This is a genomic window from Ensifer sp. B1-9, assembly GCF_050474445.1.
In the GTDB taxonomy this organism is placed as follows: Bacteria; Pseudomonadota; Alphaproteobacteria; order Rhizobiales; family Rhizobiaceae; genus Ensifer.
Genome location: NZ_JBCHVG010000004.1, coordinates 1 through 14,493 on the forward strand (window position 1 = coordinate 1; position 14,493 = coordinate 14,493).

Annotated in this window: 11 protein-coding genes and 3 pseudogenes; 9 read left to right on the forward strand and 5 right to left on the reverse strand. The window is 52.9% G+C overall.

The window, feature by feature from the left end; genetic code table 11:
* On the reverse strand, positions 1-104 hold a 104-nt coding region (locus ACQ5BM_RS07875; RefSeq protein ID WP_429810505.1), incomplete at its 3' end, for an NTP transferase domain-containing protein.
* Positions 105-596: 492 nt separating this feature from the next.
* Here ACQ5BM_RS07875 and ACQ5BM_RS07880 point away from each other — a divergent pair.
* The 7 genes and pseudogenes from ACQ5BM_RS07880 to ACQ5BM_RS07910 all read left to right on the forward strand — a co-directional run.
* Positions 597-2,444, forward strand: coding sequence for a glycosyltransferase family 2 protein (locus ACQ5BM_RS07880; protein ID WP_429809852.1), 1,848 nt, complete (start codon positions 597-599; stop codon positions 2,442-2,444).
* Entirely contained in the window at positions 2,431-3,207 is a 777-nt protein-coding gene (locus ACQ5BM_RS07885) for an ABC transporter permease (protein WP_429809854.1), read from the forward strand. The genes ACQ5BM_RS07880 and ACQ5BM_RS07885 overlap by 14 nt, the downstream gene beginning before the upstream one ends.
* Positions 3,204-3,857 (forward strand): ABC transporter ATP-binding protein, encoded by a 654-nt coding sequence (locus ACQ5BM_RS07890; protein WP_429809856.1) that lies wholly within the window; start codon positions 3,204-3,206, stop codon positions 3,855-3,857. Before ACQ5BM_RS07885 ends, ACQ5BM_RS07890 begins: the two co-directional genes overlap by 4 nt.
* A 10-nt stretch (positions 3,858-3,867) precedes the next feature.
* Positions 3,868-5,121 (forward strand): hypothetical protein, encoded by a 1,254-nt coding sequence (locus ACQ5BM_RS07895; RefSeq protein ID WP_429809858.1) that lies wholly within the window; start codon positions 3,868-3,870, stop codon positions 5,119-5,121.
* Positions 5,122-5,135: 14 nt separating this feature from the next.
* Positions 5,136-6,191 carry a hypothetical protein gene (locus tag ACQ5BM_RS07900; protein ID WP_429809860.1) on the forward strand — a complete coding sequence of 352 codons (1,056 nt, stop codon included), beginning with the start codon at positions 5,136-5,138 and terminating at the stop codon, positions 6,189-6,191.
* Between the two features lie 154 nt (positions 6,192-6,345).
* A complete protein-coding gene (locus tag ACQ5BM_RS07905; RefSeq protein ID WP_429809862.1) occupies positions 6,346-7,482 on the forward strand; it encodes a hypothetical protein in 1,137 nt (378 codons plus the stop codon).
* A gap of 58 nt (positions 7,483-7,540) precedes the next feature.
* Positions 7,541-7,688: pseudogene (locus tag ACQ5BM_RS07910) on the forward strand (DUF6429 family protein); the annotation flags it as partial.
* Between the two features lie 37 nt (positions 7,689-7,725).
* Here ACQ5BM_RS07910 and ACQ5BM_RS07915 read toward each other — a convergent pair.
* Entirely contained in the window at positions 7,726-8,004 is a 279-nt protein-coding gene (locus ACQ5BM_RS07915) for an IS1096 element passenger TnpR family protein (protein WP_429810506.1), read from the reverse strand.
* A gap of 33 nt (positions 8,005-8,037) precedes the next feature.
* Between ACQ5BM_RS07915 and ACQ5BM_RS07920 the strand changes: the two are divergent.
* A pseudogene (locus ACQ5BM_RS07920) lies at positions 8,038-8,301 on the forward strand (transposase); the annotation flags it as partial.
* 238 nt (positions 8,302-8,539) lie between these two features.
* Here ACQ5BM_RS07920 and ACQ5BM_RS07925 read toward each other — a convergent pair.
* Complete coding sequence (locus ACQ5BM_RS07925) at positions 8,540-9,592, reverse strand: IS110 family transposase (protein WP_429809863.1); 1,053 nt, start codon at positions 9,590-9,592, stop codon at positions 8,540-8,542.
* A 64-nt stretch (positions 9,593-9,656) separates the two neighbouring features.
* On the opposite strand from ACQ5BM_RS07925, the pseudogene ACQ5BM_RS07930 reads away from it, so the two are divergent.
* Positions 9,657-10,586, forward strand: a pseudogene (locus ACQ5BM_RS07930) (IS3 family transposase); the annotation flags it as partial.
* 389 nt (positions 10,587-10,975) lie between these two features.
* Here the strand turns inward: ACQ5BM_RS07930 and ACQ5BM_RS07935 are convergent.
* Complete coding sequence (locus ACQ5BM_RS07935) at positions 10,976-11,107, reverse strand: hypothetical protein (RefSeq protein WP_429809865.1); 132 nt, start codon at positions 11,105-11,107, stop codon at positions 10,976-10,978.
* 301 nt (positions 11,108-11,408) lie between these two features.
* Positions 11,409-14,489, reverse strand: a complete 3,081-nt coding sequence (locus tag ACQ5BM_RS07940; RefSeq protein WP_429809867.1) for a hypothetical protein — start codon at positions 14,487-14,489, stop codon at positions 11,409-11,411.
* Between the last annotated feature and the right edge of the window lie 4 nt (positions 14,490-14,493).

Consider the following 14,493-nt stretch of genomic DNA (forward strand, 5'->3'; position numbering starts at 1 on the left):
ATCATCGGCCGGCCAGCGACCGGATGCAGCACCTTCGACATGGACGATTTCATCCGCGTGCTTTCGCCCGCAGCCAGAATGATGGCCAGGCACGTCCGTTCCATACAATGCTCTCCTTGGTCTTTCCAAATACCGCAGCCTACAATGCCCGCTACCGCCAGAGACACGGCGAGATAAGGTCTCTTCGGCTGCAAACATTAAACCTGTCAAGCCACCTCGGCGACGAGCCCACAGCAACTGTTCGTCGCCATGACTGCCTGGGGGACCGCAGGTGCTCGACGGGATACCTGCCAGTTTTCGATTGGGGAACCGCGGACTTCGCGGGGGCACCCTGCCTACGAAAATCACCTCATGTAGTGCTATGACTATTTCCGCGGGAAGGGATTGGTCTGCTTCAATTCAAGCTAACATTGAATGGAACGACCACACAGGTTATACCGGCTAACTCCACGAAGCGTATTCGTGATCCACCAATCCACGGTCGATCGGGCAGATACCAAGAAATCATAGTAAAAATCCTAGGCGTAAGAAGAAGCGCCCGTCATGAAGCATCCAGTTGGGCATATCAGGGTTTACTGGCGACTTAAAGAAGGCATATGAAGACACAGATGTCGCGGTACAATATCGGAAAAGCAATAGGATATTATCGAATTTACAAAGAGTTGCTTTCACGGATTTTTAGAAAGAGAAGAGGTAAATATTCAAAGTGGCTTAAGTTGTACGATTTAAATATCACATCAAGTTCACTAAATTGGCCATCGGATGCGCCTCTAATATCAATACTTATGCCCGTCTACAACCCTGAGCTTAACCAATTGAAGGCCGCCGTTTTCAGTGTCTGCGATCAAACATATCCAAATTGGGAACTCTGCATTGTTGACGACTGCTCCACCTCTCGCGAGGTGCGTAAGACAATCTCCGAACTAGCGTCGGTGGACGTTCGTATAAAAACCGCATTCCGGACAAAGAATGGGAATATTAGCGAGGCAACGAACACCGCATTTGATCTTGCGGCCGGAGAATGGATTGGTCTACTGGATCAGGATGATGTATTGCACCGAAACGCGCTCGCGGCAGTGTTCCAAGTTCTTGGCGCTCACCCGTGTGCCCAGTTAATATATACGGACGAAGACAAAATCGACGAGCATGGCAATCGCTACCAGCCATATTTCAAGCCAGATTTCTCGCTCGAATTGCTGAGGGCGCAAAACTATCTGAATCATTTCACCGTGCACCGAGCGGACAACATCCTCCGCGCGGGGAAGTGGCGTAAGGAGTTCGACGGTAGCCAGGATTACGATTTGAATCTGCGCATCGTTGAAAGCGTAGAACCTCGCGATGTCATACATGTTCCATTTGTGCTGTATCATTGGCGAGCATCCAAGGGCTCGACGGCTCGCTCCGTTCACAACAAGTCGTATGCGCTGCTTGCTGGTCAACGCGCTCTTCGAGCGCACATCGAGCGACTGAAGTTGGACGCAGAGGTCGAGCTACTTGTTGGGGCCCCATATTATCGAACTCGGTTCGCACTCCCCGCTCGTCGGCCGCTAGTCAGTATAATCGTGCCAACACGAGATCAAAAGAAAGTTCTGCAAAAATGCATTGATTCGATCATCAGAAAGACGACATATGATAGATACGAAATAATTGTCATAGACAACGGATCGATTGATGACGATGCCGTATTATATCTAAAAGAGCTCTCGGAACTCAGGATATTAAAAGTTCTTTCTTGCCCCGGCGACTTTAATTATTCTAAGCTGAATAATGACGCAGCTAGAGTTGCCAAAGGCGACGTATTATGCTTGCTCAACAATGATATTGAGGTCGCATCCCCGGACTGGCTTGACGAACTAGTATCAATTGCATTGCAAGACAACGTTGGTTGTGTCGGCCCTAAGCTCTTATACCCCGGCGGAAGAATTCAGCACGCGGGAGTTGTAACGGGAATTGGGGGCGTCGCAGGACATCCGTATAAATACGCTAAGGGCAATCACTCAGGATACTTCTCAAATTTGTACCTGCATAGGAACGTATCCGCTGTTACTGGCGCATGCTTGGTAGTGACGAGGAAAATTTTCGAGGAGGTCGGCGGCCTCGACGAACGCAATCTCACCGTTGCATTCAACGACGTTGACTTTTGCCTTAGAGTCCTTGGTGCCGGTTATCGCAATGTATTCACTCCATTTGCGAAGCTGCTTCACCATGAAAGCCTCACCAGGGGCAAAGATAACACCCCTCAAAAGGCGCAGAGGTTTCGCGATGAGGTTGACTACATGAACAAGCGTTGGGGCAAAAGGCTCGTTCACGACCCATGGTATTCGGCCAACCTCACCCTTGAACACGAAGATTACTCTCTCGCATTTCCCCCGCGAACAGACCCAGATGGCATAGGTGCAAACTTGAGTAAAGCTCTCGGGCGGTCAAATCATGCATTTGAGTAGCATCCAAGCAAGGACTAACGTTATCGGCGCATTGATATTGCGTGATATGAGAACCCGATTCGGTCGCTCCCACGTCGGCTATTTGCTCGCAATCGCCTGGCCCTTTATTCACCTGACCGTGCTAGTCACTATCATGGCGTTCGTGAACAAAGTTGCACCAATTGGCGGCGACCCGGCAGTTTTTGTATCGACGGGTGTGCTGCCGTATATTGTTTGCCTTTATCCGGCACGAATGATGGGGATGGCGCTCGACGTTAACCGACCACTGTTCCTATTTCCAGTGGTTAGGCCGTTTGATGTGATCATATCGAGAGCGGTAATTGAATTTTTGACAGCTTTCGTAGTTGTAATCCTAGCATATGTGGCACTCACACTAATATCTGTGGATGTGACGCCCATTGACAAAGTTACACTCGCATCAGGCCTGCTCGCAACCATATACCTTTCACTCTCTTTTGGGTTCGTCAACGTCGTCCTTGCCTCAATATTTCGGATGTGGAACATCACATTTGTTATGATTATGATTATCCTGTACATGAGCGCTGGCGTGTTTGCCGTTCCTTCCGCTCTGACGGCTGATGTTCGAGAGCTAATGTGGTTTAATCCGCTATTCCACTGCGTCGAGTGGCTCAGGTCTGCCTACTATGAGGGCTACGGTGATGATGCGTTGTCTCGAACGTACCTCCTATCTGTTGCAACTGCAGCTTTGTTCTTTGGCTTACTTGGAGAGCGTTTCCTACGAGGCAAGTTACTAGCGCCATGATAAGGTTAGACGACGTATTTAAGTATTACCGGATTCGCGGGAGCGCGAAAGTTATTTTGGATCACGTGAATCTGACGTTCAGATCAGGAACGTCTTACGGAATATTAGGCATAAACGGCGCGGGGAAGTCCACCACTATGAGAATGCTGGCCGGTACCGAACTCCCGAACTCTGGTCGAATTATACGTTCAGCTCGGATATCGTGGCCACTGGGCTTCTCAGGAGGACTGCATCCCGCGATGACCGGACGGGAGAACATTAGTTTTGTCGCAAGAATTTACGGTCACGACCCAAAGGCAGCCACTGAATTCGTTGAGGACTTCGCCGAAATTGGCGCATATATCGACGAGCCGTACAGCACTTACTCATCTGGAATGGCGCAACGTTTGGCTTTCGGACTTTCGATGGCTATCGATTTTGAATGCTACCTTATCGATGAGGTAACTGCCGTCGGGGACGCGAGGTTTCAGGCGAGATGTCATGAGGAATTTTCCCGAAGGCGAGCCCGATCAGACGTCATAATGGTGTCTCATTCGATGGAGACGATACGCGACTACTGTAGCAGAGCGATCGTCTTGGCGCATGGCGTCGCACACGAATTTTCAAATGTCGACGACGCTATCGAGTTATACAACAAGCTCAATCAGTAGGTGTTAATAGATGCAAGATGTTGTCGTCGAAGAAGAGCGGCGCCCAGCTGTCGACGAGAGTCTTCGCCAGGCAAAGGCCTTCTCAGTTGAGTTACGGAAGGCCGCGAGGAAGGCACGGACTCCCCGACCCATTGTAAGTGGAGGGGGAGGCTTCAGGGCGCGTAAAGGTGACCGCCTGTTTAGACTATTCGCGGTCGGTTCTCTTGTGACATTGTTCGTTATTCCAACAACGCTCGCGGTGTTGTATTACTCATTAATCGCATCTGATCAATACGTTTCAGAAGCACGCTTCTCGATTCGCTCGGCGGATACTTCCGCTTCAAGTCCAATGGCGAGTTTATCGGCTTTGTTTGGTGGCGGCCAAGCGACGGACGCCGCGATAATCGCCGAATATGTCAAAAGCGGTGCGATTATTAATCAGCTCAGCGACTCGTTTAATCTTATCGAGCTGTTTACGACGAAGCGATGGGACCCAATCGCCAGTCTTGAAGCGAACCCTACGTCGGAAGACCTTATTAAGTATTGGAAGGGACAGGTGGATATTTCGGTAGAGAGAAGCTCAGGGCTGACGACCTTGCGTGTCCGAGCTTTCAGCCCGACCGATAGTCTGGCACTTACGAAAGAAATACTTCGAGTTGCGGAACAGATGGTAAACCGTTTGACGCGAAGAACAGAAGAGAACGCGTTGCGTGAAGCGGAAGCCGAAGTGCAGACGACAAAACGTCGTTTGTCTGAATCTATTTATAAGCTCAAGACAATGAGAGACTCGACTGGCATTCTCGACGTCAGCTCAGCCGCAGCGGCGAACACAGAAATACTGACTAAACTGAGACTTGAAAAGGCGAAGCTAGATGTGCAGATAAAGTCGCTTGAGGATAACGACTCGGGAAGTGCGCCTCAACTCGGAACTCTCAAGAATCAAACTACAGCGATCGGTCAACAAATTCGTAAATACGAACAATCGATTGCCGGCGCATCAACTGGATCGAGTATTGCCTCGAGAGGCGCTGGTTTGGCCGAAGCTGAAACTGATCTGAAAGTAACTCAGGCGGAATATCAAAAATCCGTGGGAGTCTACGAGTTAGCCCGTATGACATTGGAGCGGCAACGATCCTACATCCTTACCTATGTTCAACCGTCGCTGCCTCAGGAAGCACTTTACCCTAAGCGGTTGCTGATAGTGATGGCAGTCGCGCTCGGAACAGCGGTGTTGTGGGCGATTGTCATTGGCGTCGCCATGTTAGCCCGAGACCACATGGCATAGTTCGGTGCAATTTTATGCAATTCTTCATCGATATCGATAATGGCTCTGTGATCTCTGGCTGGCTTATTCCGGACAATCCAGGAGATACCCCTGAACTGATCATCAAGGTTGCTTCCCGTGAGGACATACAGTTTAAAGCCAATGTACTTCGAGCTGACCTCCGTGATCTCGGAATGCATACTACAGGTCTCGCGGGTTTTCACATAGATGATAGTACAGTGCCTGACCTCTGCCACCTTCAGGACGTGACCATCGTCGAGGCAGAGAGCGGAGTTATTGTTTATCGCCGCTTCAACCCGGAGAGGCACAAAGATAGAAAGCTTCTTATTGCGGACGCAAGTCTTCTCCCTCAGATGAGGCTATTGCGCGGGTTGTCGCAGCATTTTGCGATGAGCTATCCTTTCGCGGATAGGCTCTCACTTGAGACGCTAAGTGGAGTGTTATCGCTTAGATTTACCGACTCAATTTTTGTGGGCGGTGGTATAAACTGGATGCGCTACGGCAGCCTCGCACTAGAGCAAAATTTCGTCTCTTGTGCATTGCTCCGTGACCCGTTTGACGAACTCGCCGAAAAGCTTCTATTTCTATCGCACTTGGCAAAGAACCCTAACAAAAGCCCGTTTAGCGCATACGCGACATTCACAAGTTTTTCTGACGTTCTTCCGCAAGTTGCCAAGATCGACTTTTCCGACGACAAATCGCTCCTTATGGCTTTCCGAACAATGTCTCCATCTATTCGACGAGCCTTTCGTTCGCCTATGACTAAACTCTATGGTTCATTGCCTGAGGAGGACATTCAGCGACGAAATGTCAGCGTTGCGCTCGACAATTTGGCACAGTTCTCAATTGTGGGATTGAGAGAGCATTTCGAACAGTTCTCCCGTATGGTCAATGCGCAGCTAGACACCGCGATGTTCCCTACACATGCATTGGATGAACTCCCGACCGCTTTCGAACTTGGGAAGCGACTTGCGACGATCGGACTGGTTCTAGATTTGCTAGATGAAGACGTGGCGCTCTATTCGTTCGCAAAGGAAGCATGGAAAAACGCCGAGAAAGCCGATGTTTAAGTTGCTTCCGCGACAACTCCCGCCCAAATTTGCAACGTCGACCGGCTCCAAACCCTCATGGAGAGCTAAAGCGGCGATAGCGGCGACGAGAACACGGCTCGTTCAAGCACTAGACCGCAAGAACGGCGATAGTCCCATTATCGCGAGCGAAGGAATGAGCACTCCCAGCACGGCCCCATCAAGTGGGGGCGGAGGATTGCTCCGATCGTTTTTGTTCGTCGTTTTCATACCGACTATGGTTGTGCTCTTTTATTATATTGCTCTCGCCTCGGATGTCTACGTTACTGAGGTGAAACTTACTGTTAGAAAATCGCAGGAAGGCTCCTCTGAAGCGTCTTCGTCTGTCGCAAGCTCGTTCCTCAAGAAACTGGACTTAGGGTCGTCGTATTCTTCGGGGCAAGACGCACAGATCATCTCTGACTATCTGAAGAGTAGAGCCGTAATTGAAGATCTCGGCGGGAAGCCAGCCGTCAACGAATACTTTTCCAAAGGCGGCATCGATTGGTTGTCGCGTTTAAGTATGACCGCGGACAAAGAGGAGATTTGGGAGTACTGGAGAGAGCATGTGACTGTATCTATCGATTCAGTCTCGAACATTCTCACGATGCGCGTTCGCGCGTATAGTAGCGACGACGCTTATGTCCTCGCCACTAAACTCGTTGAAAACAGTGAAAAGCTGATCAACCGCATCTCGGATCGAACAAAAAAAGACGCCTTAGATCGTGCCAACGAGGAGGTCAGCCGATCGGCATCCGTCCTTGCCGGAGTCCGGACTGACATACTAAACTTCCAGCAAAAGTCAGGAAGTATCGACCCAGTCATGGCTGCTAAGCAGATAACGTCAGCAATGACGGAACTTTCGTTAAAGCGAATACAACTCCAGGCCCAAATTGACGTTGGCAACCTTTCTGGCCTGAATGAACGACCAGGGGATAAGTACCTTGAGACGAAAGTCAAAGTTATAGATGATCAGATTCGGCAGTTTGCGGATAAGCTGACAGGTATATCTAAGGACACCCTTTCGGAGCAACTAAAGGACTATCAGCTTCTCAAGCTGCAAGAGGAGTTTTCAGAGAAAATCTATACGCTTGCTCGAGCGGATTACGAAGAAGCTCGTAGGCGCATTTTGGCGCAGCAGCTGTATGTTGTCGTTGTAGTTCCCCCATTTCTACCTGAAAGTGCGCTTTTGCCAAGGCCAATTCTGGACACCTTTGTCGTGTTCTTAGGCCTATTCGTAGTATGGGGTATCGGGTGTCTCTTGTTTGCAAGCATTAAGGATAGCAGAGTATAGGGCATCCATCCGAGCAGGACCGCAGGATCTCAGGCGCCGCGCGTGATAACGTGGGTTCATGGAGATCGACGAAGACAAGATCGACGATGCGGTTTTGGCGCTGCTATGGCTGACGCTGCATAACGAACGTTGCGCCTGGAAGGGGCTTCGACTGGGCAACGACGGATCGGCTTCACAACAAGGGCTTGATCGGCGACCCAGTCAACGTACCGTAACCCTCCGGTGTGAGCCGCGGCGGACGCGCTATGTTTTGGCGCGGGTTTTTCTGGTCCATTTCTTCGCGAGTGCGCGGAGTGCCTGTTCGATCGCCGGCTTGTCGATGTGGTTGGGATCGAACTGGTTACTGCCCCACCATTCGATGAGTTCCTTGCGGCGCTCGTGCTGGGGATCGGCAAGCACTTGGAGGAAGTCCTGATATCCCCATGGCCCGCCGATGTCTTCGGGCGGGCAGCAGCCTGTTGCGTCGACAAGGCTGAGGTGATCGAGGCCAGGTGACCTGCCACGGGTATTTTCCTCCAGGATGGATTAGAGTCCGGCCTATTAAAGGACGGACGCATGAAGAAGCAGCGATTTACGGAAGAGCAGATTATTGCGGTGCTGAAGGAGCAGGAGGCTGGCGCGAAGGTGGCTGAGCTCTGCCGCAAGCACGGAATTTCGGAAGCGACCTTTTATAACTGGAAAGCCAAATACGGCGGTATGGAGGTCTCCGAGGCGAAGCGTCTGAAGGCGCTCGAGGAGGAGAATGCTAAGCTGAAGAAGCTGTTGGCCGAGCAGATGCTGGACGCCGCCGCGCTCCGCGAGCTTCTGGCAAAAAATGTATGGTCCGCCCCGTCCGTGCAAGGGGTCGCGACGTCGCAAATGACGATTCCAGTTGCGTAAATGTATCCGGCCTCTCGCGAGTGGACTGCTGTTGCAGCCAGGCCATGATGAGATCTGCGCACGCCGTTCCCAATAAATGGTTCGGGCACGAAGCCCGCTTTTTTGCACAGGGTTTACGGCATGCTGATCCACTGTTTCGTCATCACTCGTCCCGAGCCTTGCAATCGAGCTCTGAGCGTCAAGCGAAAGCAGGATCCCTGCGTTCGTAGAGTGCGCCCGGTTTGTTTAGAACGGCCCAGACGATGCGTGCCATCTTGGCCGCGAGTGCAACGACGGCTTTGTTGGGATGCATCCGGGCTTCAAGGCCGTTGAGCCAGTTGCCCAACCGATCGCGCGTCCGGTCGAGATGTCGGAAGCACGACCGTGCGCCATGCACCAGAAGCTTGCGGACATATCGATTGCCGCGCTTGCTGATCCCCAGCAGCGTTTGCTTTCCTCCGGTCGAATATTGTCTCGGCACCAATCCCAGCCACGCCGCTAGATCTCGGGCTTTGCGGAACTGCAGCCCATCGCCGACGGCGGCCAGCAATGCGGTAGCGCCCAACGCGCCGATCCCAGGGATTGTCATCAGGCGGCGCGTAACGTCTTCCCGATCGGCTATTGCCTCAATCTCTTTGGTGACTTGGCGGATGCGCTCTTCGAGGCGCAGGAGATCGGCGTGTAAATCACCCAGCAGCCGACGCATTACCGGTGACAGATCATTCTCTGGGTCATTCAGAGCCTGGGGTAGATCAAGTTTGAACAACCCCGCTCCCTGCCGCAAAGCGACGCCATATTCCAGGCAGAAGGCGCGCATCTGATTGATCAAGCGCGTCCTCGAGCCGACCATCTGATCGCGGATCCGGTGCAGCGCCTGGAGGTCGACCTGATCGGTTGCCTGCGCCGTGACGAAGCGCATTGTCGGCCGCGTCGTCGCCTCGGCGATCGCTTCAGCGTCGATGATGTCGTTTTTGTTCGACTTGACGTACGGCTTGACAAATTGCGCGGGGATCAGCCGAACCTTGTGCCCGAGCGCCTGTATCCTGCGGGCGAGCCACTGCGACCCCGCACAGGATTCCATGCCAACGATGCTCGGGTCTGCGCGGGCAAAGAACTGGAGAAGGGTGTCGCGTCGAAAGCGCACCTTTTGAACGGGTGTACCGTCGCCGCTCAGTCCAACGACGTGGAAGACATTTTTGCCGATATCAATGCCATAAACCGCGGCCGGCCGCGGCAGATTGCGATGAGCCATTACTTCCTCCATTGAATTGGCCGCCTCATCATGGGCGCGGAGGACGGGGCGGACCATCCCATTAATGGTAGGGCCTGCCGCCAAGCGCGAAGCCGTCGCGCATCTGAAGACCGTGATGGGTCTTTCGGAACGGCGGGCCTGCCAGATCATATCCGCCGACCGCAAGATGATCCGTTATCGGTCCAGTCGACCGCCGGAGGTCGAACTGCGGACGAGGCTGCGCGAACTCGCCAACGAGCGACGGCGTTTCGGTTACCGGCGGCTGTTCGTCCTGCTCAAGCGAGACGGAGAGCCGTCCGGCGTCAATCGCATCTACCGGCTCTACCGCGAGGAAGGGCTGTCGGTCCGCAAGCGGAAAGCCAGACGGCGTGCCGTCGGCACGCGTGCGCCGCTCCTGGTCGAAGCGAAGGCCAATGCCCGCTGGTCGCTGGATTTCGTCCACGACCAGTTTGCCTGTGGAAGGAGGTTTCGCGTGCTCAACATCGTCGATGACGTGACGCGCGAATGCCTGGCGGCAATCCCCGACACATCGATCTCCGGGCGTCGGGTCGCCCGCGAACTGACGGCGCTTATCGAACGGCGCGGCAAGCCCGGCATGATCGTCTCCGACCATGGCACGGAGTTCACGTCGAACGCGATCCTCGCCTGGTCAAAGGAGCACAAGGTCGAATGGCACTACATCGCGCCGGGAAAGCCGATGCAGAACGGCTACGTCGAATCCTTCAACGGCCGCATGCGCGACGAACTGCTAAACGAGAGCCTGTTCTTCGGTCTCGGCCACGCCCGCAGCGCCATTTCCGAATGGGCGGAGGATTACAACAATTTCCGGCCGCACTCATCGCTCGGATATCAGACCCCGGCCAACTATGCCGGGACCATAGCCGCAACCGGCTCCAACGCTACGCAAGATGAAGGCTACGCGTTTCCGCCGGTTGCTCCCACCGCGCCAAATGGCGTATCGAAAACCGCCGGGGCTCTAATCGCCGCTGGATGAAAGTTCAGTGGCAGGCCAGTGTCAGCACTAATGCTGGTTCTAATGCCAGAACATCGCCTAACTGGCTCGTTCAGCAAAATCCGCTCCCCGGACGCTTACGATGAATCTCTGAAATTATGCGCAGGTCGCTAGCCGGAAGTCGTCCGAGGATCCGTGGTTGAAGCCTCCTGCCTCCTGCCTCAGCAATCTGCGCATTATCACGAGGTGCACATAATCGCGGTTATGTAGAGATCTACATAACCGCGACGATGCCCCGTTCGGCGGAACGACCAAATCATGGAAGAAGCTGATCAAAATCTGCGGATGCGGCTTGTGGGTCGCGATGGGCGACGGCGCAGACGCCGCTTCGAGAGAACTCGTCGCATCCTGACACAGCAGGTCACGTATCCTCAAAACTCGAAGTCGCGTTCGTGTTTCCGGAAGTCTCGGTTGAATGCCTGCTCCCAAGGATCGAACGGGCGTTCCTCGGGCGGAAGTTCCTCTTGTTCTTTGAAATTATCTTGACGTTGTTGGTTGTCCATCTCAAGCCCTTCAATCGTTGATTTATGGGTTTTAGCCCCGGCTGGACCCGAAATCCACCCCGAATGGGAGATTTCTCAATCAAAATTCCCCGCAGCAAAATCAATGGGGCGGAGACGCCGCATACGTCATAGCGCCCGACCATCGCCGCCTACGCTCCTACGCTCAACGCCAGAAATGATCTCCATGCGAGCCATGCCAACCTCTCAGATCTGGCATTGGTGTCAGCACTAATGCTGGTTCTAATGCCAGAACATCGCCTAACTGGCTCGTTCAGAAAAATCCGCTCACCGGACACTCACGTCAATGGAGGGATGTGACGATTTGATCAATAAGAAAGCTGACACCTTCAAAGTGTTGTATGCGCATTTGATGAAATATCTTAATGTTGTTTTCCATTATAGCCATACGCTCTTGCTGTGTCGGAAGCTGCCCCTTCGAAAAGGAGTCACGCGTCACATAACGAAGGCCCATACGCCGAAAGTCACCGATATCTTCGTAATGAAGTATCGGAATCACCCCTGCCGCACAATACTCTACAATCTTTGTCGGGCATGAAACCCGATTGACAACAGAGTTGGTACGCAAAGCGTAACCGAAGTCAGCTTTTAAATACTCTCTCCAAACGTCACGTATATTTACAGCACTTCTAAGCGAGACGTTCTCTCGCTGAGCTTCGGGGTAGTGCTCCAAGATAGTCTGCACCGCATCGGTGTCTTGTGTAACAATCATAACACTAAGATCGATAGATACTGCATGAGCCACCATCAAAGGTAGGCACTGCCACTCTTGAACACCGCCAGCATAGACGAGCTTATCTTCAAGGTTAGAGCGTTCATTCACGGTCGCAAGATACGGATAATCAATGACGATGGGAACAACCAAAACGCGCTCACCTCGCAGCACGGGGTACTTCGTCAAAATCCAATCCTTCATCGACTGTGTGACGCATACGACTTCCGTCGCTTGCAGAAGAACTTCACACTCGAGTTCGTGCGCCTCGGTTGCTCCTATCGGGTCACCTTGAAGTTCTAGTTCTTCGGGCACAACCCCATGCAAGTCGATGATCCGCTTTTTTGCGGCACTGAACGCCTTAAATGCATGGGCATCGCGGAGCGGGAAGATCGTGTGAGCATATACGGCAGCCGCCTTCTTAGATAAACCCTCCACTAATCCTCCAATGAGGGCGTCCGATAAATAAATGGCAAATGCGCCTCCCTCATGTGTTACAAAGCTATCTCCATCTCCTTGTCCCGCTTGACAAATATATAGCCGCTTCCAGTCCTTGAAACGAGCGTCTATCGAACGCAAGCGCTGTACATATCCCTCCCCAGAAGGGCAACTGAACGGATCAATAACCGATAGAAAAACGATGTAGGGCTCGTCTTGCAAGAATACGGATACAATATTTTCTATTGCCGCCTCAATCAGATTAGTGGGATTCAGCAAGTTATAGTCTGCGCGATCGCTTAGCTTGCGACCTGAGAGTTTTTCTAACTCTGACCTGCAAGCCCTGTCACGAATACCATAGGCAAGATAATGCTCGAAAGGGGCGCATCCGGTGTTGCCGATTTCTGCCGCATGCTCTTTCTTATACCATCGGGTATCAAAGGCGCGATTGGGGCGCAAATCTGCGATCTGCCCGATCTCCATGAAATGCTGAAGAGGAGAAATTTCATATGGCAGTTGATACTCCCTCGCATACCAATCCGAGTCAAATGCTGCGTTCGGCCTACGACGCTCCAGCGCACCCTGCTCGACAAAATGTTCGAGCGCGCCGACAGTCACGTCTTTGTAGTGTTCTCGGTACCATCGAGGGTCAAAATATGGGCACGGCTTATAGTTTTGAGCCTCCCCAACAGAAGCATAGTGCGAGAGTGGCTCCACGTTTCCTACGGGGTAGACCGACCTGTACCAGAGAGGGACGAAATAAGGGTTGGGCTTGCGTCCCTCAGTCCACCCAAGGCGTAGATAGTGGGAGAGGGGATCGCCGCCGGCTGCCCCTACATCGGGATTCGCTACAAGATACCAAGTTACGTCAAACAGAGGATGTGGCGAGCGACCTTCACGCCAGCCGAATTCGAGATAGTGCGAAAGCGGTTCACGACCGACCGTCATTACATCCGGGTTGCTAGCCAGATATCGATGGCCGTTGAAAACGCGGTGTGGTTCACGCCCCTCTTTCCAGCCAATTTCTGTGTAGTGAGAAAGCGGCTCATAGCAAGCCCGTGCAACGTCGGGGTTCGCCTCCAGATACCACTTTCCGTCAAACAGTGGATGCGGTGACCGTCCTTCGCGCCATCCAAACTCGAGATAATGAGCGAGTGGCTCCCCCCCCCCAAGTCTCACGTCAGCGTTAGCCTCAGAATACCAGCTTGGATCAAAAAGCGGATGCGGTGCCCTACCCTCACTCCAGCCAAATTCGACATAGTGAATGAGCGCATTCCCGCCAAAACGTGCCAAATCTGGATTGTTTCTAACATACCAATCGGCGTCGAAAAGCGCATGCGATTGGCGGCCCTCCCGCCAGCCACTTTCAATGAAATGCGCCAACGGGTCTGAGTCCGATTCGTTGACGTCCAGGTTCTTCTCCAGATACCGCTTTCCATCAAAAAGTGGGTGCGGTTGGCGGCTCTCACGCCAACCAATGTGGGAGTAGTGCGTCAACGGTTCCTGCCCTGCCTCCTTGACGTCCGGGTTCTTCCTTAAATACCATTGGCCGTCAAAAAGTGGGTGCGGTTGGCGGCCTTCGCGCCAGCCAAATTGCAGATAGTGCTCCAGTGGCTCTAGCCCCGCCTCCTTGACATCGAGATTTTTTGCCAGATACCACTGCGCGTCAAAGAGCGGATGGGGTTGGCGGCTCTCGCGCCACCCAATTGTTCCATAATGTGCCAGAGGCTCCACTCCAGCGCGCGCAACATCCGGGTACTGCCGTAGGTACCACTTCCCATCGAAAAGTGGGTGCGGTCTACGGCCCTCACGCCAGCCAATTTCGGTGTAGTGCGTCAGCGGCTCTAAACCGGCGTCTTTGACGTCTGCGTTCTCCTCAAGATAATGCCTCGCATCGAAAAGTGGGTGCGGTTGGCGGCCTTCGCGCCAGCCAAATTGCAGATAGTGCTCCAGTGGCTCTAGCCCCGCCTCCTTGACATCGAGATTATTTGCCAGATACCACTTCACATCGAAAAGGGGGTGAGGTTGACGCCCTTCGCGCCATCCGAACTTCGTGTAATGGAGAAATGGTGTCAAACGCGAACCTTTGACGTCCGGGTAGGCGGCCGTATACCACGAATTATCGAATAGTCGGGCAGCCTCGCATGTGCGTGAATTGCTGCCACGAGTCGCAACTTCGCGGTCGGAGTTTCTTCTCTTAAGAAAAATGTTCATCTAA

Coding starts and splice junctions, on each gene's coding strand:
- ACQ5BM_RS07880 (WP_429809852.1), top strand. CDS start 597: ATGAAGACACAGATGTCGCGGTACAATATCGGAAAAGCAATAGGATAT.
- ACQ5BM_RS07885 (WP_429809854.1), top strand. CDS start 2,431: ATGCATTTGAGTAGCATCCAAGCAAGGACTAACGTTATCGGCGCATTG.
- ACQ5BM_RS07890 (WP_429809856.1), top strand. CDS start 3,204: ATGATAAGGTTAGACGACGTATTTAAGTATTACCGGATTCGCGGGAGC.
- ACQ5BM_RS07895 (WP_429809858.1), top strand. CDS start 3,868: ATGCAAGATGTTGTCGTCGAAGAAGAGCGGCGCCCAGCTGTCGACGAG.
- ACQ5BM_RS07900 (WP_429809860.1), top strand. CDS start 5,136: ATGCAATTCTTCATCGATATCGATAATGGCTCTGTGATCTCTGGCTGG.
- ACQ5BM_RS07905 (WP_429809862.1), top strand. CDS start 6,346: ATGAGCACTCCCAGCACGGCCCCATCAAGTGGGGGCGGAGGATTGCTC.
- ACQ5BM_RS07925 (WP_429809863.1), bottom strand. CDS start 9,592: ATGGCTCATCGCAATCTGCCGCGGCCGGCCGCGGTTTATGGCATTGAT.
- ACQ5BM_RS07935 (WP_429809865.1), bottom strand. CDS start 11,107: ATGGACAACCAACAACGTCAAGATAATTTCAAAGAACAAGAGGAACTT.
- ACQ5BM_RS07940 (WP_429809867.1), bottom strand. CDS start 14,489: ATGAACATTTTTCTTAAGAGAAGAAACTCCGACCGCGAAGTTGCGACT.